This window comes from Micromonospora sp. WMMD730, from assembly GCF_049178955.1.
GTDB classification, from domain to species: domain Bacteria; phylum Actinomycetota; class Actinomycetes; order Mycobacteriales; family Micromonosporaceae; genus Micromonospora; species Micromonospora wenchangensis.
In genome coordinates, this window is the sequence record NZ_JBMHML010000002.1 from 1,370,189 (window position 1) to 1,392,410 (window position 22,222).

Sequence of the window (22,222 nt, forward strand, 5' to 3'; positions counted from 1 at the left end):
GCGGTGCACCGGGTACGGCAGCGGTACGGGTTCCGTACACACTGGAAGGCCTTCGCCCGGTGACGCTAGGGACCACCGCAGCGGCACGTCAATGCTTTGGAAGGTATTTCTTTCTTTGCAGAAGAAATAAAGAGGGCGATGTCCGGGATGTCCTGCGGTGCGCCGGAACGGTGCCCCGAACCCGCCCATCGCTTCCAATTGCGGACGTTTTCGCTGCTCCGGTGGTCCGAGGTGAGCCGGCTGAGACGGACTTGTTACTTGACTCTTTAATTCGTTCGCCGTAGGAAGGAAGTGTGACAGACGTGGTGACGCCACCAACGAGCCCGGTGAGCCGGGAGCGGTCGAAGGAGATCAAGCGGCTTTCCGTGATCTCCACCGCCCGCCAGGTCCGGGTGCTCTCCCGGGCCGAGCTGACCGAGCTCACCGGCCTCAGCCCTGCCACGCTCACCCCGTTGGTGCGGGACCTGATCGCCGAGGGTTACCTGATCGAACGCGGTCCGGGTGCCTCCCGGGCCGGCCGTCCCCGGGCGATGCTGGAGTTCAACCCCCGCGCCGAACTGGTCGCCGCCGTCTCGCTGGAACCGTCCCGGATCAGTTGCGAGATCGCCGACAGCGACGGCGCGGTGGTCGCCCACCGCACGGTCCGGCTGACCGGCGACATCGTCGACACCATCTGCCGGTCGGTGCCCGAACTGGCCGGCGACGGGCTGCCGGCGCTGCGCGGGGTGGCCATCGCCGCGCCCGGCGTCATCTCCGGCGGCGCGGTCCGGCTCGCCCCCTCGGTCGGCCAGATCGAGGGCCGTCCGATAGGGGAGTCGGTCCAGCGGACGCTCGGCGTACCCGTGGTGGTGGACAACGACGTCAACCTGATGGCGGCCGGCGAACACGCCGCCGGCGCCGGCACCGACGTCGCCGACCTGCTGCTGCTGCACGTCGCCGACGGCATCGGCGCGGGCCTGGTGCTCGACGGCCAGGTCCGGCGGGGGGCCCGGGGCGCGGCCGGCGAGGTCGGTTTCCTGCCGCTGGACCCGGCCGGCCGGGGACACGACGGCATCGGCCCGTTCGAGGCGCGCTGGTCGGAGAACGCGATCGCCGAACGGGTGGTCGCGCTGGCCCCCGGCCGCCGCCCCGAGTCGCCGGTACGCGCGCTGGTCGAGCTGGCCGCCGACGACCCGGACGCCGCCGGCTACCTCGACGAACTCCTGAACGCCTGGTCCCGGCTCATCGTCTCCTGCGTCTGCGTGATCGACCCGGGACGGGTGCTGCTCAGCGGCGCCGCCGCCGACCTCGACGACGCCGCCGTCGGCCGGCTCCAGGACCTGGTCGCCGCCGCCGCGCCCAGCACCACCGAGGTACGCCGGGCCGTGCTCGGCGACCGCGCGGTGCTGCACGGCGCGGTCAGCTACGCCCTCTCGGCCGCCGCCGCCGGGCTACCCACCCTGTTACCAGCCCCTTGACCTGCTCAAACCGCTGATTCTTCCGCCCACACCCCTCGGAGGTACCCCATGAGACGTCGACTTCTGCTCGCCGGAGCGCTCGCCACCGTCCTCGCCGCCGGCACCGCCTGCGGCGGCGGCTCGGACGACACCGCCGCCGGTGAGACGGAGAAGCTGACGATCTACACCGCCCGCGACAAGAAGGTCTCCACCTTCGTCGTGGACAAGTTCACCGCCAAGTACCCCGAGTACAAGGGGAAGGTGGAGATCCTCAACCTGGGCGCCCAGGAGATCCTGGAGCGGGTCCGGGCCGAGAAGGCCAACCCGCAGGCCGACGTCTGGTGGGGCGGCACCCAGCAGGGGCTGGCCGCCGGTGCCGGTGAGGACCTGCTCGCCGCCTGGCAGCCCGCGTTCGCCGGCAAGATGGACGCCAAGTACAAGGACGCCGAGGGTCGCTGGTTCGGGGAGATCCTGCTGCCCGAGGTCATCATGTACAACAACAAGGCGCTCACCCCGGAGCAGGCCCCGAAGGACTGGGACGACCTGCTGAAGCCGGAGTGGAAAGACAAGATCGTCATCCGCGACGTGGCCGCCTCGGGCACCATGCGGTCGATCTACGCCGCGATGATCATGCGGCAGTCGCCGGACGGCAGCAACCCGCAGCCCGGCTACGACTGGCTCAAGAAGCTCGACGCCAACACGGGCGCGTACGCGGCCAACCCGGCCGACCTCTACCTCAAGCTGTCCCGCCAGCAGGGCACCCTGAGCGCCTGGAACCTGCAGGACATCCTGCTGCAAGCCAACCAGTCCAACATGCCGTTCGGCTACGTGATGCCGGCCTCCGGCGCCCCGGTGCTGGTCGACGGGCTCGCCGCGGTCAAGGGCGGCAACAGCACCGGCGCGCAGAAGTTCATCGAGTTCCTCTTCGACGACACGCTGCGCGCCGACCTGGCCAAGGACTACTACCAGATCCCGGCCGTGGAGATCGCCCAGCAGCCGGAGTGGCTGGCCCAGCTCAACCTCAAGCCGCTCGACGTCAACTGGGACATCATCGGCAAGAACGAGACCGAGTGGATCAACCACTGGAACAGCCAGATCAAGAACAAGGGCTGACCTGTACGGGTGCCGGGGGCCGTCCCGCCCCCGGCACCGCCCGTCCCGCCACCCCGCCCGGCCAGGTCCGGTACCGCATGAAGGAGAAGACATCATGATCGATGTCACGCTGGAGTCGGTGAGCAAGCGCTTCGCGCGTGCCGGCGACACCGCTGCCGTCGACGACGTCGACATCAGCATCGCCGCCGGGGAGTTCTTCACCCTGCTCGGGCCGAGCGGCTGCGGCAAGACCACCACCCTGCGGATGGTGGCCGGGTTCTACTTCCCCACCTCGGGGCGGATCAGGTTCGGCACGGAGGACGTCACCCACCGGCCGCCGAACAAGCGCGACACCGGCATGGTGTTCCAGAACTACGCCCTCTTCCCGCACATGTCCGTCGCGCAGAACGTCGCGTACGGGCTGAAGATCCGCAAGGTGGGGCGGGCCGAGTCCGCCCGGCGGATCACCGAGGCCCTCGGCCAGGTGCACCTCGCCGGCTACGGCGACCGCCGGATCGACCAGCTCTCCGGCGGCCAGCAGCAGCGGGTGGCGCTCGCCCGCGCGCTGGTCATCCGGCCGCGTACCCTGCTGCTCGACGAGCCGCTGTCCAACCTCGACGCCAAGCTGCGCGAGGAGACCCGGGTGGAGATCCGGCGCATCCAGCAGGAGGCCGGCACCACCGCCATCTACGTCACCCACGACCAGTCCGAGGCGATGGCGATGTCCGACCGGATCGCCGTGATGGAGTCCGGCCGGGTCCGCCAGATCGGTGCCCCGCAGGAGATCTACCACCGGCCGGCGACCGCCTTCGTGGCCCGGTTCATCGGCCGCAGCAACGTGCTCAGCCTGCCGGTGGTCACCGCCGCCGCCGACACGGTCACCGTGGGCCTGCCCGACGGCAGCGAGACCGCCGTCGCCGCCCCCGCCGACCACGGCCTGCGCGCCGGGGACACCGCCCTGGTCTCGGTACGCCCCGAGCACCTCGGCCTGACCTCGGCCACCGAGCCCGGCGCGCTCACCGGCCGGGTGACCGAGGTGGAGTTCACCGGCATGGCCACCAACCTCGTGGTCGAGGTGGCCGGCGAGCCGGTGCAGGTCGCCGCGATCGACGTCCCGGCCGGCATCGCCGTCGGCGACCAGGTCGGCCTGCGCCTCAACCGGGACCGCATGTGGGTGGTGCGCCCGTGAGCGCGAGGAGTGAGCCGGTTTTGCGAGCCCCGCAGTCGCGAACTGAGGTGACGCCGTGAGTACCATTCCCGCCACGCCGAGCCCGGCCACCGTGCCGCCGGTCACCCAGGACCCCGTCGGGCCGAAGGCCGCCCGGCCCCGGCGCGGCCTCAACGCCAACTCGCCGTGGTTCCCGTACCTGCTGGTGTTCCCGCTGGCGCTGATCCTCTTCGGCTACGTGGTGCAGCCGATGTTCGCCACCTTCGCCGAGAGCGTCGGGGTGGACGGGGTGGCCAACTACACCGAGTTCGTCACCGGCACCGGGGTCGCCCGGTCGGCGTTGCTCACCTCGCTGGGGATCTCGGCGGCCAGCGTGCTGCTCTGCGGGATCGTCGGGGTGGCGATGGCCTTCCTGCTCAAGCGCTTCTCGTTTCCCGGCCGGCGGCTGATCGAGGCGATCATCCTGGTGCCGGCGGCGCTGCCGCCGCTGATCGGGGCGATCTCGTTCCAGCTGCTCTACAGCGAGACCGGCATCCTGCCGCGCGGTCTGCAACAGCTGCTCGGCACCGAGAACCCGGTGCTGCCGTTCACCGGTATCGCCGGGGTGCTGGTGGTGCACACCTTCACCATGTACCCGTTCTTCTACCTCGCCGCCTCGGCCGCCCTGGTGGGGATGGACCCGTCGGTGGAGGAGGCGGCCTACAACCTGGGCGCGAGCCGGGTCCGGGTGTGGCGCACCGTGCTGCTGCCGATGCTCACCCCGGCGCTGGTCTCGGCGTCGCTGCTGGTCTTCATGACGTCGCTGGCGTCGTACACCGCGCCGTTGCTGTTCGGCGTGGACCGGACGATGACCATGCAGATCTACATCAACCGCACCAACGGCGACCTGCCGATGGCCTCGACCTACGCGTCGGTGCTGGCGGTGGCGTCGGTGCTGTTCCTGCTCGGGATGCGCTGGTACGAGGGGCGGCGCAGCTACCGTTCCCAGTCCAAGGGCGTCGCCTCGCACCGCCGGGAGATCACCAACCCGTTCGGCAAGTGGCTGGCGCTGCTGGCCTCGGTGCTGGCCACCATGGTGCTGCTCGCCCCGGTGGCGACGATCGCCCTGGTCGCCTTCTCCCGGGACGGCTCGTGGACCACCGAGGTGATCCCGTCGGAGTACACGATGCAGAACTTCGTCACGATCTTCTCGGACCCGGGGGCGTACCGGCCGATCCTCAACTCGTTGCAGATGAGCCTGCTCGCCACGGTCGGCTGCGTGGTGGTCGGTGTGCTGATCGCGTACGCGGTGCGCCGGCTCGACTTCCGGGGCCGGGGGCTGCTCGACGTGGCGGTCATGCTGGCCTGGGCGCTGCCCGGCACGGTGGTGGCGATCAACCTGATCTCCGCGTTCAGCACGGGCAACGCGTTCAGCTTCGGTCAGGTGCTGATCGGCACCTTCTGGATCATGCCGTTGGCGTACTTCGTGCGGTTCCTGCCGCTGGTGTTCCGGTCGAGTTCGGCGACGCTGGCCCAGATCGACCCGTCGCTGGAGGAAGCCGCCCGAAACCTCGGCGCGCCCTGGTGGCGGGCGTTCGGCACGGTCACCCTGCGGCTGATGCTGCCCGGCGTGCTGGCCGGCGCGCTGCTGGCGTTCGTCAACGGGGTGGGCGAGTTCGTCGCCTCGGTGCTGATCTACACCTCGGAGACGGCACCCATCTCGGTCGAGATCAACAACCGGATGTACTCGTTCGAGGTCGGCACCGCCGCCGCGTACGGCATGCTCCAGGTGGTGTTGATCTTCATGGTGATGGTGTTCTCCGGCCGCCTGCAGAACGGCGGCCGGGCCACCCGGGAGGCGGCGAAGTGGACGGCGTGACCTGGCCGGCCGGGGGCGGGCTGCTGCCCGCCACCCGGATTCCCGGCGGTGAGCTGGCCGCCGTCGCGGCGGCGGCCGACTACGCGGTGCTGCCCGTCGGCGCCGTCGAGTGGCACGGCCCGCACCTGCCGCTCGGCACCGACCTGATCCTCGCCGAGGGCTTCGCCGCCGAGGCCGGCGGCGCGTCGGACCGGGTCGCCGAGGCCGGCGGCGCGTCGGACCGGGTCGCCGAGGCCGGCGGCGCGTCGGACCGGGTCGCCGAGGCCGGCGGCGCGTCGGACCGGGTCGCCGAGGCCGGCGGCGCGTCGGACGGGGTCGCCGAGGCCGGCGGCGCTGCCGGGCCGCGCGGGGTGCTCTTCCCGGCGGTGCCGTACGCGGCCTGCCCGGGGCAGACCCGGCCCTGGCCGGGGACGGTGTCGATCCGGCCGGAGATCGCCGTCGGCTACCTCGCCGACGTGATCGAGGGGATCGTCGCCGCCGGTTTCCCCCGGCTGCTGATCGTCAACGGCCACGACGCCAACATGTCCACCGTCCGGGCCGCGATGGAGTGGGTCTCCGGCCGGCGTACCGCCAGCCTGCTGCTGGTCAACTGGTTCCAGCTGGTGACCCCGGCGGAGACCACCGAGTTGTACGGGCCGCTGACAGCCCGGGGGCACGGCGGCGCGTACGAGACCTCCGGGGTGCTCGGCTTCGATCCCGGCGCGGTCCGCCTCGACGCAGTGACCGACCTGCCGCCGAAGCCGAAGCTGCCGGTGGGCCATCCGTACGTGCTGGTCGAGTCCCGGCCGGACCCGTGGCAGGGCTGGTCGGGGCACATCTCGCTGGCCTCCGAGGCGGCCGGCCGGCAGGTGCGGGCCACGGCCGGCGCGCGGCTGCGGGAGATCGTCGCCGCCTGGGTGGCCGCCCCACCGCCCGCCCCACCCACCGCCGACCCGCTGCCGACGCCCGCCGACCCGGCCCCGGCGGCCGGTGACCCGGCGGTCGGGCCGACCCCGACGGCGGCGGACGGGGCGACCGGGGGAGACCGATGAGCGTGGACCGGGGACTCGACATCGTCGACTTCCACCTGCACTTCCGCATCGGCACCGACGAGACGATCCACGCCTGCGAGGACGCCGCGGGGATGCACCCGGGCGGGGAACACGAGCGGGCCGTGCGGGCCGCCGGCTCCGCCCCGTACGCGAAGGCGTGGCGGCAGGCGTGGAGCTTCCCCGACCCGGAACCACCCGCCCCACGCTGGCAGGACGAGGCCGACCGGTGGGCCGACGAACTGCGCGCGGTGCGGGTCCGCCGGGCCGTCTTCGTCACCGGCGGCGGCAACGACACCGTCGCCGACGTGGTCGACCGGCACCCGGACCTGCTGCTCGGCTTCGCCCACCACGACCCGTACGCGCCGGGGGCCGCCGCCGAGCTGGAGCGCGCGGTGACCGAACGGGGTCTGCGCGGGTTGAAGCTGTTCGCCCCGCTGCTGCGCGGCCCGCTGGACCACGCCGACCTGGACCCGCTGTGGTCCACCGCCCAGCGCCTCGGCGTGCCGGTGCTGATCCACATCGGCCACTACGGCAGCGCCGGTGGCCTGTCCTTCGGCCGGTACGGCGGCCCCGACGAGCTGGCCCGGATGGCCCGCCGCTTCCCCGAGCTGGCCGTGGTGGTGCCGCACTTCGGCGTCCAGCACGTGCAGGATCTGCTCTTCGCCGCCTGGGGCTGCCCCAACATCCACGTCGACACGTCCGGCTCCAACCAGTGGGTGCGCTGGATGCCGTACAGGCTGATGCTGGAGGACCTGTTCCGCCGCTGCTACGAGACGATCGGCCCGCAGCGCATCGTGTACGGCAGCGACTCGTCGTGGTTCCCGCGCGGCTACGTCACCCGCTACCTCGACGACCAGCTGCGGGTCTGCCGTGAGCTGGGGATGCCCGACGACCACCTCCGCGCGATCTTTGCCGGTAACGCCGAACGGCTGCTGGGCCTGACCGACCGACCAGCCGAGAACCCGGGACCCGGCCCCCACGCCGCGTCCCGGCCCGGAAGGAAGTAAGGAACCGCCATGAGCGAGCTGACCACCTACCAGCGGCACCACCTGGCCCCGACCTACGAGCACCACGTCGGCCACCTGTACCCGGCGATGGTGCGCGCCAGCCAGGCGCACGTGGTGATGCTGACCGAGCAGGGCCTCATCCCGGCCGAGCGGGGGGCCCGGCTGCTGCGCGGGCTGGCCACGCTGCGCGCCGACGGCAGCCCCGCCCCGGCGTTCGACGGCAGCTTCGAGGACACCTACTACCTGCTGGAGAAGACCCTCGCGCAGGCGTGCGGCCTGCCCGCGTCCGAACTGGACGTGCAGATGGCCCGCAGCCGCAACGACCTGGACGCCGGGGTGTTCCGGATGCTCCTGCGCGACCAGTTGCTCGGGGTGCTGGAGAGGGTGCTGGCCACCGGAACGACCGCGCTGGACGTCGCCGACCGGTACGCCGACGTGGTGATCACCGGTTACACCCACCGCCGGCCCGCCCAGCCCACCACCATCGGGCACGCGCTGGCCGGTTACGCCGAGGCGCTGGCCGGTGAGGCCGTCGCGTACGCCGACGTGATCGACCAGCTCAACGTCTCGCCGCTGGGCTCCTGCGCGTTCGCCGGCACCGACCTGGACATCGCCCCGGCCCGGGTGGCCGAGCTGCTCGGCTTCGACGGCCTGGTCACCAACTCCTACGAGGCGGTGGCCGGGGCCGACCACCTGGTCCGGGTGGGCACCCTCAACGCGCAGGCCCTGGCCACCGGCGCCCGGCTCGCCCGAACCCTGATGGACTGGCTGACCTGGCAGTGGGTGGCCACCCCCGGCGACTTCACCCAGGGCAGCAGCATCATGCCGCAGAAGCGCAACCCGGTGGTGCTGGAGCACCTGGTGTCGATGGCCGGCGCGAGCGCCGCCGACGCCGCGTCGGTGCTCAACAACGTCGGGGCGGCCTGGTGGGAGGACTCCAACAACGCCACCACCGACGTGCAGGTCCGGCTCTGGGACAGCAACGACCGGGCGGAACGGTTCTTCGCCCTGGTCGGCGGCTTCCTCGCTGAGCTGGAGCCGCTGCACCCGCCGACCCGGGAGGAGATCGTCGCGTCCGGGGCGACCACCACCGCGGCGGCCGACGCGCTGACCCGGCACGGGGTGCCGTTCCGGGCCGCCCACTCGGTCGTCGGCCGGCTGGTGCGCGCGGGCGCGCCGGACAGCTGGACCGCCGACGGGGTCCGGACCGCCGCCGCCGGCCTGGCCGACGGGCTCACCGACGACGCCGTGGCCGACCTGATCGCCGCCGCCGTCGACCCCGAGCTGGTGCTCGCCCGGGCGCAGGTGGACGGGCCGGGTGCCGCCGCCGTCCGTGCCCAGGTCGGCACCCTGCGGAGCGCGTTCGACGGCGTCGCCGACCGGCTCGCCGCGACCCGGGACCGGCTGGCCCGCGCCGACGAGGCGCTGGACACGGTCGCCGCCGAGGTGGCCGGCCGGTGAGCGCGTCGATCCGACGATCCGGTTCCGGTCCGGCCCGGCTGCCCGGCGGGGCACCGCCACGACCGCGGTCGACGGTGGTGACCGGGCGGTGGACCAGGTGAGCATGCGACTGGCCGGCCGGGCCGTCGCCGGCACCCGCACCGACGAACTGCTGCTGGGCATCGACTTCGGCGGAACGAAGATGGCCGTCGGGGTGGCCGACGGCACCGGCCGGTTGCTGGCCCACCGGCGGATCGCCACGCACGCCGAGCGGGGTGCCCCGCAGGCGTTGGACCGGGCGCTGGAACTGGCGGCCACGCTGGTCGCCGAGGTCGGCGGGCCGCTGGTGGCGGCCGGGGTGGCCTCGCCCGGGGTGGTCCGCCCCGACGGCATCGACCTGGCCCCGAACGTACCCGGCTGGGAGCGGTTGCGCCTGGCCGACGCCGTCTCCGACGCCCTCGGGGTGACCCGGGTGGCGGTGGACAACGACCTGAACGCCGCCGCCCTGGCCGAGCTGCGGCTCGGTGCGCTGCGCGACGCCGACCCCGGTCTGGTGGTGGGGATCGGCACCGGCGTGGCGGCGGCGGTCACCGTCGGCGGCCGGGTCCTCGCCGGGCACCGGGGCGCGGCCGGCGAGATCGGGTACGCGGTGGCCGGCGGCCCGTGGCCCGGCACCATGCTGGAGCTGGACTTCTCCGGCCGGGCGCTGGACCGGTTGGCCGACGAGCTGGGGGTGGCCGGGCACGCGGCCGGGCTGGCCGCCGCGGCCGAGCTGCCCGGTGCGGCCCGTGACGCGCTCACCGCCCGGGTCGGCGAGCTGGCCCGGCACCTGGTCACCTGCTGCCTGCTGCTCGATCCGCAGCGGGTGGTGCTGGTGGGCGGGGTGGCCGGCAGCGCGCTGATCCGGGGACTGCTGGTCGACCGGCTGGCCGAGGTGCTCCCGCACCGTCCCGACGTGGTGCTGTCCCGGTTCGCCGACGACGCGGCGCTGCTGGGCGCGGTCACCCTCGCCCGGGAAGCGGTGCCGGCCCCCCGCTGACCTGACGATCCGTGCGTCCGGGCCGTGAGGGGCGGACCGGTCGAACCGGGTGTCCGGCCCGCGAAGGGGGCGGGCCGGACGCCCGGTGCGTCACTCCGGCAGGTTGGCGCTCGACTTCGCCAGCTGGTACGCCGGCAGCATCGCCTCGAACTCCTCGGTGTCCAGGCCGCCGAGGGTGATCATCAACTTGCCGTACAGGGTGGACACCAGGATCGCCCGCTTACGCTCGCCGTCCTCGGTCCAGGTGGCCTCGAAGGCGTCCAGCGGGCCGGCCTTGGTCCGCCGGTACTGCTGCTCCTTCGGACCGTCGAACTCGGCGAGGTACTTGTCCACCGTGTCCTGCGGGTTCAGTGGCGTGCCCCCGGTGATCTGCCAGACCCGCAGGAAGCCGATGTTCCCGGCCGGCTTCGCGTCGATCTCGCACAGCGGCACCGCCGGGCCGAGTTTGAAGTCGGCCCCGCCCTTCACCGCCTTGGCCTTCCACTTCGCCGGCACCGAGAAGGTCATCGACAGCGTGCAGGCGCTGCCCTTCGGGCCGATCGTGGTGGCGGCGGCGGCTGGGGCGACGTCGTCGTACCACGGCGGGCCGGCGACGACGGGCGAGGCGGTGGGGCTGGCCGGCGGGGCGGGCGTCGTCGCCGGTTCCGGGGTGGCCCGGGCGCAGCCGGTGGCGAGGGTGACGGTGAGGGCGGCCAGTGCGGTCGTACGTCGGATCATCGTCGTTTTCCCCGTGAAGAGTTCCCGCCGTCGATCACGGCGGCCGACGGATGCTAGCTGACGGCGCGGGGCCGTGCTGCCCCCCGACCGGCGGCCGGCGGGCCGCCCGGACGCACACCGGCCCGGCACCGTCGCGGTGCCGGGCCGGTGTGCCGGTGCCGTCAGGGGCGGGTGAAGACCAGGGCGACGTTGTGACCGCCGAAGCCGAACGAGTTGTTCAACGCGGCGGGCACGTCCAGGTGGCGGACCTTGTTCGCGGCCACGTCCATGTCGAGACCGTCGTCCGGGTCGTCCAGGTTGATCGTCGGCGGGATGACGCCGTCGCGGATGGTCAGGATGGTGGCGATCGACTCCAACGCACCGGCCGCGCCGAGCAGGTGCCCGGTCATCGACTTGGTGGCGGTCAGCACCGGGTGGTCGCCGAGCGCCCGGTGCAGCGCCTTGATCTCGGCGAGGTCACCCACCGGGGTCGAGGTGGCGTGCGCGTTGACGTGCACGATGTCGGCCTTGGCCACGTCGGCGTCGGCGATCGCCTTGGCGATGGCCCGGATCGCGCCGGCCCCCTCCGGGTGCGGCTGCACGATGTCGTACCCGTCGGAGGTGATGCCGGCGCCGGCGAGTCGGGCGTAGACGTGCGCACCCCGGGCGGCGGCGTGGTCGGCCCGCTCCAGCACCAGGATGCCGGCGCCCTCGCCGAGGACGAAGCCGTCGCGGCCCTTGTCCCACGGGCGGGAGGCCTGCTCCGGCTCGTCGTTGCGGGTCGACATGGCCCGCATGGAGCTGAACCCGGCGATCGGCAGCGGGTGGATGACCGCCTCGGTGCCGCCGGCCACCACCACGTCGGCCCGCCCGGACCGGATCATGTCCAGGCCGAGTGCGATCGCCTCCGCACCGGTCGCGCAGGCGCTCGCCACCGAGTGCACCCCGGCCTGCGCGCCCAGCTCCAGCCCCACCCAGGCGGCGGGACCGTTGGGCATCAGCATCGGGATGGTGTGCGGGGAGACCCGGCGCGGGCCGGACGCCTCCAGGATGTCGTCCTGGGCGAGCAGGGTCAGTGCGCCACCGATGCCGGAGCCGACGCTGGCGCCCAACCGCTCCGGGTCCAGCCCGGAGTCGGCGAGCCCCGAGTCCGCCCAGGCCTGCTGGGCCGCGATCAGCGCGATCGCCTCGGAACGGTCCAGTCGGCGCAGCTTGACCCGGTCCAGCACCTCGCTCGGTTCGACCGCGAGCTGGGCGGCGATCCGGACCGGGAGCTGGCCGGCCCACTCCTGGGTGAGCGGACCCACCCCGGAGTGGCCGGCGAGCATGGCGTCCCAGGTCGACGCGACGTCCCCGCCCAGCGGGGTGGTCGCGCCGAGCCCGGTGACGACGACGTCGACGTGACTCATCTCAGGACTGCGCCTCGATGAAGCTGACGGCGTCCCCGACGGTCTTCAGGTTCTGCACCTCGTTGTCCGGGATCTTGACGCCGAACTTCTCCTCGGCGGCGACCACGACCTCCACCATGGAGAGCGAGTCGACGTCGAGGTCGTCGGTGAAGGACTTCCCCTCGGCCACGTCGTCCGGGTTCACCCCGGCAACCTCTTCGAGGATCTCGGCGAGGCCGGAGGTGATCTCGTCACGGGTCATTACGGTGGGTTCCTCTCATCGGGGTTGGTTCTCCGCCGGATGGCGGCGCGCCGCGGTCGCCGACCGCGTCGGGTCTTCAGGGGCAGCGGACGACCTGACCGGCGTAGGTCAGCCCGCCGCCGAAGCCGAACAGCAGCACCGGCGCGCCCGAGGGCACCTCCCGGCGCTCGACCAGCTTGGACAGGGCCAGCGGCACGCTCGCCGCCGAGGTGTTGCCGGACTCGACGATGTCCTTGGCGATGATCGCCTGCGGGATGTTCAGCCGCTTGGCGATGCCGTCGATGATCCGCGAGTTGGCCTGGTGCGGCACGAACGCGGCCAGCTCGGACGGGTCGACACCGGCCTTCTCGCACGCCTGCAGCGCCAGCGGGGCCAGTGCGGTGGTGGCCCAGCGGAACACCGACTGCCCCTCCTGCGCGATGTACGGCCGCCAGCCCTCGATGCGTACCGCGTCGCTCTTGTCCGGCGCGGAGCCCCACACCACCGGACCGATCCCGGTCGGCTCGTCGCCGGTGGTGGCAGTGACCACCGCCGCGCCCGCGCCGTCGGCGAAGATGATGCAGGTCGAACGGTCGGTCCAGTCGGTGAAGTCGGAGAGCTTCTCGGCGCCGATGACCAGCGCGTTGCGGGACGCGCCGGCCCGGATGGCGTGGTCGACGGTGCCCAGCGCGTAGGCGAAGCCGGAGCAGGCGGTGTTCAGGTCGAACGCGCCCGGGGCGGTGATGCCCAGCTTGGCGGCGACCCGGCAGGCCACGTTCGGGCTGCGGTCGATCGAGGTGCAGGTGGCCACGACGACCAGGTCGATGTCGGCGGCGGTGAGGCCCGAGTTGGCAAGCGCCTTGTCGGCGGCGGCGGTGGCCATGTCGGCGACCGTCTCGCCGTCGGCGATGCGCCGGCTGGCGATGCCGACCCGGTCCCTGATCCACTCGTCGTTGGTGTCGACGAACTGGGCGATGTCGTTGTTGGTCACCACCCGCGAGGGTTGGTAGTGCCCGAGGGCGACGATCCGACTGCCGCTCATGCCTGGCCTCCGATGCGGGCGATGGGTCGGCCCGGCGCGACCGGGTCGGCGGGGTGGGCGAGCCACTCGGTGAGCGGGCCGCTGTCGTGGGCGGTGACCTCGACCGGCCCCTGCCGGGTGGTCACCTGGCCGAGCACCTGGCCGGCGCTCAGTTCGGCGCCCTCCGCGAGGCCCTCGGCGGGGGTGAAGGTGCCGACGGCGGGGGCGACGACCACCCGGGCGCGGGGGGTCGGCCGGTGACCGGGCGGGCCGCTGTGCCGGGCGATGAGGTCGCGGGCGGCGGGCAGGTCGGCGGGGGTGTTCAGGGTGACGATCTCCGGCACGCCGGTGGCCTTGAGTTCCCGCTTGACCAGCCCGGCGAGGGTGCCGGCCGGGGGGAGTTCGAGCACGCCGGTGACCCCCAGCCCGACGAGCGTCCGCATGCACAGGTCCCAGCGCACCGGGGCGGTGACCTGCCGGACCAGCCGGTGCACCAGCTCCCGGCCGTGTGCCACCGCGGCGCCGTCGAGGTCGGAGAGCAGGAGCCGGGCCGGGGTGGACGGGGTGATCCCGGCGGCGACGGCGGCCAGCGCCTGCTCGGCGGGGCCCATGTACGGGGTGTGGAACGCCCCGGCGACCTGGAGCCGGACGATCCGGGCCTTGGCCGGCGGTTCGGCGGCCAGCTTGTCCAGGGCGTCGAGTGTGCCGGCGGCGACCACCTGACCGCCACCGTTGCGGTTGGCCGGGTGTAGCCCGTGGGTCTCCAGCGCGGCGAGCACCTCGTCCGGGTCGCCGCCGAGCACGGCGGCCATCCCGGTGGGGGCGAGGGCGCAGGCGGCGGCCATCTCCCGGCCGCGTACCCCGGCGAGGGTGACCGCCGTCTCGGCGGAGAACACCCCGGCGAGCGCGGCGGCGGCCAGCTCGCCGACGCTGTGCCCGGCGACCAGGTTCACGTCGTGCAGGGGGAGCTGCTCGGCCGCGAGCAGGGCCGAGGCCACCAGCAGCGGCTGGGTGCGGGCGGTGTCCCTGATCTCGTCGGCGTCCGCCTCGGTGCCGAGCCGGACCAGGTCGACCCCGGCCGGCACCGACCACCAGCGCAGCCGCGACTCGACGCCGCGCAGGGCGAGCCACGGTGTCAGGAAGCCGGGCTTCTGGGAACCCTGGCCGGGAGAGAGGACGGCGAGCACGTCTATGACTCTTCCCGATACCCCGGGGTAAGCGCTGTGCGGGCTGACACCAAACCGCACTAGAACTCTTGGAGGGTTCCTACAAACATCGGCCGTGATCGTCGCCTAGCGGCCCTGCTCACCGGTCACCCGGTGTCATTTCTGGCTCGGGCCGGGCGCGCCCGCCGGGACGATCGGGTCCAGCCGGCCCACCGTCAGCGCCACCTGGAGCGCGAACGCGTCCCGGGGGGTCAGCGGGGAGAACCCGGTCACCTCGGCGATCCGACGCAGTCGGTAACGCACCGTGTTGGGATGGACGAACAGGGCGCGGGCGGCGCTCTCCAGCGTCCCGCCGGCGGCGAAGAAGGCGTCCAACGTCTCCAGCAGCTCACCGCCCGCGCGGACCAGGGCGGCGTACACGTCGTGGCGCAGCCGGCGGCGGGCCTCGGCGTCACCGGCGAGGGCCCGCTCGGGCAGCAGGTCGGCCGCCGGCACCGGCCGGGGCGCGGTCGGCCAGGCCGGCGCCGCCCGGTAGCCGGCCAGCGCCGCCCGCGCCGAGTCCGTCGCCTCGTCCAGACTGGGTACGGCGGGACCGACCACCACCGGGCCGTCGCCGAACCCGGGGAGCAGCTTCTCGGTGGCGGCCATCGGGTCGGCCGCACCGCCGAGCACGATGACCAGCCGGTCGCCGTGCACGCCCCCGATCACCTCCACCCCGATCCGACGGGCGTACCGGTAGACGGTGTGCAGCACGGCGGACACCTCCCCGCCCGGGGAGCGGCCCACCGCCACCGCCACCGGTGGGGCGTCCGCCCAGCCCAGCGCGGCGGCCCGGCTGGCCAGCACGTCGGGGGAGTCCCCGCGTAGCAGGGCGTCGACCAGTAGCGCCTGCAACCGGGCGTCCCAGGAGCCCCGGGACTCGGCGGCGCGGGCGTACACCCGGGCGGCGGCGAAGGCGATCTCCCGGGAGAACCGCAGCACCGCCTCGCGGAGCTGCTGCTCCTCGCCGGGCGCGGCCAGGTGCGACACCTGCTCCTCGACCACGTCGATGGTCACCTTGATCAGCGCCACCGTCTGCTGGAGGCTGATCGACCGGGCCAGGGCCAGCGGCGCGGTGGCGAAGACCTCGTCGGACACCTCCTGGGTGCTGTCGGTGGTGCCGCCGCCGGAACCCAGCCACTCGACCAGCGACCGGGCGCCTGCCTGCGCCACCAGCATCACCCAGGAGCGCTGCTCGGCCGGCAGCTCACGGAACCAGGGCAGGCTCTCGTCCATCCGGACCACGCTGGCCGTGGCCAGCGCCCCCGCCGCCCGTTCGATCCGGCGCAGGGTGGCCGTCAGTTCCATCCCGTCCGGCTCGCTCACCGCTCCAGCGTGACATGCCCTGAGCAGGGGCTCGACGTCGGCTCCGGGGCGACCCGCCGGGGGCGGGCCGCCGGGCGTCGGGGCGCAGGTCGGCGGCGTGCCGGGTCAGTTGGTGACGGTGACGTGCACCACCCAGCGCACCTGGGGGGACGGGCAGGGGGTCGGCTGGTGCCGGCAGAGGTTGTCGGTGATGGTGGAGACGTCGACCCGGCCGGGCGCGGTCGCCACGTAGCGGGCGACGAGCGGCTGGCCGCTCGGGTAGCCACCGGTCACCTCGCCCGCCACGACGACCCCGGCGGGGGAGAGCGTCGGGGGCAGGTAGTTGCTGGCCAGGCTCACCACGAGCGTGTCACCGACGCGCAGCGTGAGGTCGCGCTGGTTGTCGGGCGCGGAGACGACGACGGTCTGCCCGCCGTCGGTCGGCGGCAGCTCGATGACCGCGACGTGCACCGTCCACAGCACGGTCGGCAGGGCGCACGGCGGGGTGGTGTGCCGGCAGGCGTGGTCGGTGCTGGTGGTCAGCTCGGCGGTGCCCGGGGCCACGGCCCGCAGCGTCGCCACGAGGGGCTGCCCGGTCGGGTAGCCGCCGCTGGTCGACACGGGGGTCAGTGCGCTCCCGGTGGTGGTGACCGGCAGGTAGTCGGCCGCCAGGGTCACGCCCAGCGTCTGCCCGACGAACAGGGTGACGGTGCGCTGGTTGTCGGCCTCGCCGACGGTGACGTCGGCGCCGCTCGGCGGGCTGGCGGTGGTCGGCGGGGCGGCGTCGTTGGTGCAGCTCGGCGTCGGTGCGGTGGTGGGGCCGGCGAGCTGCACGCCGAAGGTGGTCGACGCGCCAGGAGTGAGCACCCCGTTGTACGACGCGTTGGTCGCGGTCGCGGTGCCACCCGTCGCGCTGATCGAGGTGTTCCAGGACGACACGATCCGCTGGCCGTCGGCGAGCGGCCAGGTGACCGTCCACCGGCTGGCGGTCGCCGACGCGGTGTTGGCGACGGTGAAGGTGACGATCTGGCCGCCGCTCGCGCCGCTGCCCCAGCGGGAGTCGACCCGGACCGTGGCGGTGCAGCCGCCGGCCGGGGTGGCCGTGGCGGGTGCGCCACCGGCGACCGTGGTCATGCCGAGGGCGACGATGGTGGTGGCGGCGAGGATGCCGCCGGCAGTCAGGACGGACCGCCTGGACGCGATCATGACGATTCCTCCGATCCCCGTCGGAGCTCCGATCGGGGGGCGGCGTCGGACCGGCCGCCGGCCGGGGAGCCCATGGTTCCGCTCGCACCCTACGGCCAGCAATGGGTCGTGGTCAATATAGATAGAGACCTATGTCATGGTGGCGGCGCGGGCAGCGCCAGCTCCTGCGCCAGGATCGCCGCCTGCACCCGGCTGCGCAGCGCCAACTTCGCCAACACCCGGCTCACGTGGGTCTTCGCGGTGCTCTCCGCCACCGCCAGCCGGTCGGCGATCTCCCGGTTGGACAGGCCGACGCCCAGGCAGGCCAGCACGTCACGCTCCCGGGGGGTCAACCCGGCCACGGCGGCGCGGTCCGCCCCGTCGACGCCGGGCGCGGTCGCCGCGAACGCCGCGATCAGCCGCCGGGTCAGCGTCGGGGCGATCACCCCCTCGCCCCGGGCCACCGTCCGCACCGCCGCCACCAGACCGGCCGCGTCGGTGTCCTTGAGCAGGAAACCGGCCGCCCCGGCGCGCAGCGCGCCGAAGACGTACTCGTCGAGGTCGAAGGTGGTCAGCACCAGCACGTCGGCGGTGCCGGCGGCGACGATCTCCCGGGTCGCCGACACCCCGTCCAGTCGGGGCATCCGGATGTCCAGCACCGCCACGTCGGGACGCAGCTCCCGGCACAGCCGTACCGCCGCCTCCCCGTCGGCCGCCTCGCCCACCACCTCGATCTCCGGCGCGCCGGCCAGGATCAGCACCAGACCGGCCCGGACCGCCGCCTGGTCGTCGGCCAGCACGACCCGGACCGGGGCGGTCACGGCCGCTCCCCGGCCGGCAGCGTCGCCCGCACCCGAAAGCAGCCGTCCCGGGGACCGGCGGTGAACTCGCCGTCGAGCAGCGCGGCCCGCTCCCGCATCCCGATCAGGCCCGCACCCCCGGCCGGCAGTCCCGCACCGGCACCGGGCCCGCCGGAGCGAACCGGATTCTCCACCGTCACCGCCACCTCCGTCGGCAGGTACGCCACGGTCAGCTCCGCCGTGCCCGTGCCGTGGCGCAACGCGTTGGTCAACGACTCCTGCACGATCCGGTACGCCGCCAGGTCGACCCCCACCGGCAGCTCCCGGGGCGACCCCCGCACCGTCGTGCGGACCCGCAGGCCGGCGCCGGCCATCCGGGCCAGCAGCCGGTCCAACTCGTCCAGCCGGACCCGGGTCGCCTCCTGCACCGGGTCCACGGACGGCTCCCGCAGCAGCCCGATGAGCTGCCGCATCTCGGCCATGCCCTGCACGCTGCTCTCCCGGATCACCCGCAGCGCCGCGTCGATGCGGGGCCGGTCCAGCCCGGGGGCGGCGAGTACGGCGGTGGCGTGCAGGGCCACCGCGCTGAGCTGGTTGGCCACCACGTCGTGCAGCTCCCGGGCCATCCGGGCCCGTTCGGCCAGCACCGCCTGCCGCCGGTCCAGCTCGACCAGCCGGGCGGTCTGCTCGGCGCGGGCCCGTTCGGTCGCCGCCTGGTCCCGGTACTGCCGCACGCTGATCCCGGTGACCACCGGCAGCACCCCGAGCAGCGCGAACGGCATTCCGACGGCGGCACCCCGCCAACCCCAGCAGAGCAGGCCCAGCACCGTGCCGCCGACGCTGAGCCCGACGGTGACCCGCAGCAGCCAGCGCCACCACCGGGGCGGGCCGTACACGCACGTGTCGTACAACACCTGGGTGTAGATCACCGTGCAGCCCACCGACACGCCGAGCGCGGCGTCGGCGAGCACCGCCACCGTGCCCACCGCCAGGCCGGTCCGGGTGGCCACCCGTCGCAGCCCGACCGCCACGCTCACCGCCAGCAGCGGCAGCAGGAAGGACACCCGCGGCACGTCCGGCGCCCAGGGGAACTGGGGTTGCAGGCCGACGCCGTAGGCCGCCAGGCCGCCGACCAGGGACACCCCGGCCAGGGCCAGGTCGCGTCCCGGCCGGCCGGAGCCGACCCAGCCCGGCATCCGCATGGTCCCGATCCCACCACATCCCGGGTCGGCACCCCTCCCACCTGCGGAGGAGGCCGCCCGGTCGGCCGTCCGCCGAAGGGGGTACGCCGGGCCGCCGCTCCGCCGAAGGAGGGACCCGCAACTCGTCCCCGCCGGTGAGGTGACCACCTCCCCGCCCCGGCACGCTGGACCGGGACGGGGAGGTGGACATGCTGCTGGCGGTCATCGTCGGGTGTGAGATCGGGTTCTGGGTGCTGCTCGTGGCCGGGCTGGTCGCCCGGTACCCGCTGCGCCGGCCCCGGCTGGGCGCGGCGCTGCTGGTCTGCGTCCCGCTGGTGGACCTGGTGCTGCTGGGCGCGGCGGCGGTGGACCTGCGCCGGGGGGCCACCGCGGACGCCACCCACGGGCTGGCCGCCGTCTACCTCGGGTTCTCGGTGGCGTTCGGGCACTCCATGATCCGGTGGGCCGACCAGCGCTTCGCGCACCGTTTCGCCGGCGGCCCGCCGCCGGTGAAACCACCCCGGTACGGCTGGGCGCGGGCCCGCCACGAGTGGCGGGAGTGGGGCAAGGCACTGCTCGGCTGGGCGGTCGCCTGCGCCCTGCTGGCCGCCGCGATCGTCGTCGTCGGTGACGCCGAGCGCACCCGGGAGCTGGCGAACTGGATCCGCACCCTCACCGTCGCGCTGCTGATCTGGCTGGTCGCGTTCCCGGTCTGGGAGACGATCTTCCCGCGTCGGCCGAGGTCCTGACCCCGGGGGTACGCGCTGCACGGCGCGTCGGTGCCGGCCAGTACGGTGGCACTGCCGCGCCGGGGTGTCGTCCCGGCGGGCGACGCGAGTGTGAGGAGACCGGGATGGCGCACGGGGAGGCCGACCACGGCTGCGCCCAGGGCGAGCCCTGCCGGCCGGGCCACCACGACCAGCCCGGGGCGGCCCGACCGCACCGCCGGCTGGCGACGGAGCAGGTCTGTCGGGCGGCCGAACGGGCCGACGACGAGCTGGCGCTGCCCCGCCAACGCGGCGTCGAGACGGTCGACGGCGCGGCGGCCCGACCGGCGGCGGTGGAACCCGGCCCGACCGGCCAACCGGACCCGCCGACCCGGGCCTGCCGCAGCGACCTGGCCGGCTGGGCGGGCGGGCACCGGCACGGCCCGGTCCGCCCCGGCCGGCGTCGGCAGCGCGTGCAACGCCCGCCACACCGTTGGTGCTGATCACCTGACGGCCCGTCGACCGTTAGCGTGGGTGACGTGCAGGCGATCGCGATCGACGGGTGGGGTACGGCCGACCGGCTGACCCTGCGGGAACTGCCCGACCCCCCGGTGGGTCCGGACACGGTGCTGGTGCGGGTCCGCGCCGCCGGAGTGAACCCGGTCGACGCGAAGATCCGTGAGGGGTTGCTGGCCGACGCGATTCCCGCGCACTTCCCCCTGGTGCCCGGCTGGGACGCGGCGGGCGTGGTGGTGGCGGCCGGCCCGGCGGTGACCGGGTTCGCCGTCGGCGACGAGGTGATCGGGTACGTCCGCCGCGACCACCTCCAGTACGGCAGCTATGCCGAACTGGTCCCCGCCCCGCAACGCTGCCTGGCGATCCGGCCGTCCCAGGCGTCCTGGGTCGAGGCGGCCGGCCTGCCGCTGGCCGGGTTGACCGCCTACCAGGCGTTGCGGCGGGCCGGCACCGGCGCGGGGGACACCGTGCTGGTGCACGGGGCGTCGGGCGGGGTGGGGCACCTGGCGGTGCAGGTGGCGCGGGCGTTGGGGGCGACCCGGGTGATCGGCACGGCGGGTCCGGCCAATCACGACTTCGTCCGGTCTTTGGGTGCCGAACCGGTCGCCCACGGCGACGGCCTGGCCGACCGGCTCCGCGCGCTCGCGCCCGACGGGGTGGACGTGGCGCTCGACCTGTTCGGCGGGGCGGCGCTGGACGTCTCGGCGGTGCTGTTGTCCCGGCCGTCCCGGCTGGTCTCCGTCGCCGACCCGGAGCACGTCACCCGGCTCGGCGGCAGCTACCTGTTCGTGCAGCCGTCCACGGCGGACCTGGGGTTGCTGGCCGCGCTGGTCGACGCGGGCCGGCTCACCGTCCACATCGAGCGGGTGCTCCCGCTGGCCCAGGCCGCGGACGCGCACCGGCTGGTCGAGGCCGGGCACGTCCGGGGCAAGGTGGTGCTGGCGGTGTGGTCGGCGGCGGGTACGGCGGCCGACCGGGCACCGGCGTGACCCGCACCGGGGCGCGGCGGCGTCCCGGCCGGCCGGGCGGGGCCGGTACCGGCGGCCGGCCCGTGGTCAGCGGGTGCGGCGGCGGACCAGCAGGGCGATGCCCGCCAGGCCGAGCGTGATCACCAGCATCACGCCCACGTTGAGCAGCAGCAACCGCTGAAGTTCGGAGATCGCGTCGTCGATGTCGCGACCCGGGTTGAGGGCGTCGTCCGGAAGGGCCCGTTCGCCGCCACCCACGCCGCCGCTGACCGTGTCGAGCTGCGGCTCCAGCGGCACCCCGGCGGCGCGCAGCGTCTCGGACATGGTGAGCCGGCCGAGGAACCAGCCGGCGGTGGTCTTGCGCGCGTCGGGCTGCTTGGCCGGCCGGAAGGCCCGGGGACCGCCCTTGGCCAGCGGGTAGAGGTCGAACGTCTGCGTGGCGGTGTCCCCGGCGAGCACCACGATGGTGTACTTCGGACCGAGGTCGGCGGCCGTGGGGCCCTTGGCCTGGCCGGTGCGGCCGAACCAGCTGACCTGGTCGATGACCGCGACCACGTGGGTCGGGGCGGTGTCGCTGCGCAGGCGCAGCGGTTCGGTCAGCCCCACCCCTGTGATGTCCACCCCGGCGGGTGGCGTCTTCGGTGCCGCCCGGTGCGCCCCGGCCGCCTGCGCCGCCGGCCCGGTGCCGAGCACCACCGCCGCCGCCACGCCCACCGCGACCGCTGCCAGCAGCCGCCTCACCCTGTCGACCATCGCCGCCTCCTCGCCCCGTTCGATGGATGGCTGTGCTGCGGGTCACGCGCGGGCCGGTCGGCATCGGTGCGTGACCGGGCAGCGCCGGCCCCACCGCACAGACTTCCTGGAACATCGCTCGGATGCAGCTCTGGGAACAATATGTGGAACTATCTGCGATCCTGGAACGACCAATTTCTCAGCCG

21 protein-coding genes are annotated in these 22,222 nt (G+C 74.1%); 11 read left to right on the top strand and 10 right to left on the bottom strand.

All coding sequences use genetic code 11. From position 1 onward, the window contains the following. Positions 1-293: 293 nt before the first annotated feature. The 8 genes from ACN265_RS06265 to ACN265_RS06300 all read left to right on the top strand — a co-directional run bounded on the left by ACN265_RS06265 (position 294) and on the right by ACN265_RS06300 (position 10,071). Positions 294-1,457 carry an ROK family protein gene (locus ACN265_RS06265; RefSeq protein WP_204926388.1) on the top strand — a complete coding sequence of 388 codons (1,164 nt, stop codon included), beginning with the start codon at positions 294-296 and terminating at the stop codon, positions 1,455-1,457. A 48-nt stretch (positions 1,458-1,505) separates the two neighbouring features. Beyond that, complete coding sequence (locus tag ACN265_RS06270; protein WP_204926389.1) at positions 1,506-2,549, top strand: extracellular solute-binding protein; 1,044 nt, start codon at positions 1,506-1,508, stop codon at positions 2,547-2,549. 94 nt (positions 2,550-2,643) lie between these two features. Next, entirely contained in the window at positions 2,644-3,717 is a 1,074-nt protein-coding gene (locus ACN265_RS06275; RefSeq protein ID WP_420115609.1) for an ABC transporter ATP-binding protein, read from the top strand. Between the two features lie 55 nt (positions 3,718-3,772). Next, complete coding sequence (locus ACN265_RS06280; RefSeq protein WP_420115608.1) at positions 3,773-5,554, top strand: ABC transporter permease; 1,782 nt, start codon at positions 3,773-3,775, stop codon at positions 5,552-5,554. Beyond that, positions 5,542-6,585: a creatininase family protein gene (locus tag ACN265_RS06285; protein ID WP_421406353.1), complete on the top strand. Its 1,044-nt coding sequence runs from the start codon at positions 5,542-5,544 to the stop codon at positions 6,583-6,585. The genes ACN265_RS06280 and ACN265_RS06285 overlap by 13 nt, the downstream gene beginning before the upstream one ends. After that, the gene (locus tag ACN265_RS06290; RefSeq protein WP_421406355.1) at positions 6,582-7,592 is read left to right on the top strand and encodes an amidohydrolase family protein; all 1,011 of its coding nucleotides are present in this window, start codon (positions 6,582-6,584) and stop codon (positions 7,590-7,592) included. The genes ACN265_RS06285 and ACN265_RS06290 overlap by 4 nt, the downstream gene beginning before the upstream one ends. A 9-nt stretch (positions 7,593-7,601) precedes the next feature. Continuing rightward, complete coding sequence (locus ACN265_RS06295) at positions 7,602-9,053, top strand: argininosuccinate lyase (RefSeq protein WP_421406356.1); 1,452 nt, start codon at positions 7,602-7,604, stop codon at positions 9,051-9,053. A gap of 103 nt (positions 9,054-9,156) precedes the next feature. Further along, on the top strand, positions 9,157-10,071 hold the full coding sequence (locus tag ACN265_RS06300; RefSeq protein ID WP_421411391.1) for an ROK family protein: 915 nt from the start codon (positions 9,157-9,159) through the stop codon (positions 10,069-10,071). A 90-nt stretch (positions 10,072-10,161) separates the two neighbouring features. On the opposite strand, the gene ACN265_RS06305 is transcribed toward ACN265_RS06300, so the two are convergent. The 9 genes from ACN265_RS06305 to ACN265_RS06345 form a co-directional block, all read right to left on the bottom strand. Beyond that, on the bottom strand, positions 10,162-10,788 hold the full coding sequence (locus ACN265_RS06305) for a lipoprotein (RefSeq protein WP_421406359.1): 627 nt from the start codon (positions 10,786-10,788) through the stop codon (positions 10,162-10,164). 161 nt (positions 10,789-10,949) lie between these two features. Continuing rightward, entirely contained in the window at positions 10,950-12,176 is a 1,227-nt protein-coding gene (fabF, locus tag ACN265_RS06310) for a beta-ketoacyl-ACP synthase II (protein ID WP_204926395.1), read from the bottom strand. A gap of 1 nt (position 12,177) precedes the next feature. Then, a complete protein-coding gene (locus ACN265_RS06315; protein WP_067313076.1) occupies positions 12,178-12,417 on the bottom strand; it encodes an acyl carrier protein in 240 nt (79 codons plus the stop codon). Positions 12,418-12,493: 76 nt separating this feature from the next. Then, positions 12,494-13,438, bottom strand: coding sequence for a beta-ketoacyl-ACP synthase III (locus ACN265_RS06320; protein WP_204926396.1), 945 nt, complete (start codon positions 13,436-13,438; stop codon positions 12,494-12,496). Then, on the bottom strand, positions 13,435-14,604 hold the full coding sequence (locus ACN265_RS06325; protein WP_420117393.1) for an acyltransferase domain-containing protein: 1,170 nt from the start codon (positions 14,602-14,604) through the stop codon (positions 13,435-13,437). The genes ACN265_RS06320 and ACN265_RS06325 overlap by 4 nt, the downstream gene beginning before the upstream one ends. Before the next feature lie 135 nt (positions 14,605-14,739). Then, the gene (locus ACN265_RS06330) at positions 14,740-15,930 is read right to left on the bottom strand and encodes a PucR family transcriptional regulator (RefSeq protein ID WP_421411393.1); all 1,191 of its coding nucleotides are present in this window, start codon (positions 15,928-15,930) and stop codon (positions 14,740-14,742) included. A gap of 123 nt (positions 15,931-16,053) precedes the next feature. After that, positions 16,054-17,133, bottom strand: coding sequence for a cellulose binding domain-containing protein (locus ACN265_RS06335; protein WP_421406361.1), 1,080 nt, complete (start codon positions 17,131-17,133; stop codon positions 16,054-16,056). Between the two features lie 134 nt (positions 17,134-17,267). Then, positions 17,268-17,933, bottom strand: coding sequence for a response regulator (locus ACN265_RS06340; RefSeq protein ID WP_420118347.1), 666 nt, complete (start codon positions 17,931-17,933; stop codon positions 17,268-17,270). Further along, positions 17,930-19,108 carry a sensor histidine kinase gene (locus ACN265_RS06345; protein WP_421406363.1) on the bottom strand — a complete coding sequence of 393 codons (1,179 nt, stop codon included), beginning with the start codon at positions 19,106-19,108 and terminating at the stop codon, positions 17,930-17,932. Before ACN265_RS06345 ends, ACN265_RS06340 begins: the two co-directional genes overlap by 4 nt. A 194-nt stretch (positions 19,109-19,302) precedes the next feature. On the opposite strand from ACN265_RS06345, the gene ACN265_RS06350 reads away from it, so the two are divergent. From ACN265_RS06350 to ACN265_RS06360, 3 genes are all read left to right on the top strand, one after another. Further along, the gene (locus ACN265_RS06350) at positions 19,303-19,842 is read left to right on the top strand and encodes a hypothetical protein (protein WP_421406364.1); all 540 of its coding nucleotides are present in this window, start codon (positions 19,303-19,305) and stop codon (positions 19,840-19,842) included. 104 nt (positions 19,843-19,946) lie between these two features. Further along, complete coding sequence (locus ACN265_RS06355) at positions 19,947-20,303, top strand: hypothetical protein (protein ID WP_357935411.1); 357 nt, start codon at positions 19,947-19,949, stop codon at positions 20,301-20,303. 36 nt (positions 20,304-20,339) lie between these two features. After that, complete coding sequence (locus ACN265_RS06360) at positions 20,340-21,305, top strand: NADP-dependent oxidoreductase (RefSeq protein WP_421406366.1); 966 nt, start codon at positions 20,340-20,342, stop codon at positions 21,303-21,305. A gap of 66 nt (positions 21,306-21,371) precedes the next feature. Here the strand turns inward: ACN265_RS06360 and ACN265_RS06365 are convergent, their stop codons facing one another. Further along, entirely contained in the window at positions 21,372-22,037 is a 666-nt protein-coding gene (locus ACN265_RS06365; RefSeq protein ID WP_420118351.1) for a hypothetical protein, read from the bottom strand. Between the last annotated feature and the right edge of the window lie 185 nt (positions 22,038-22,222).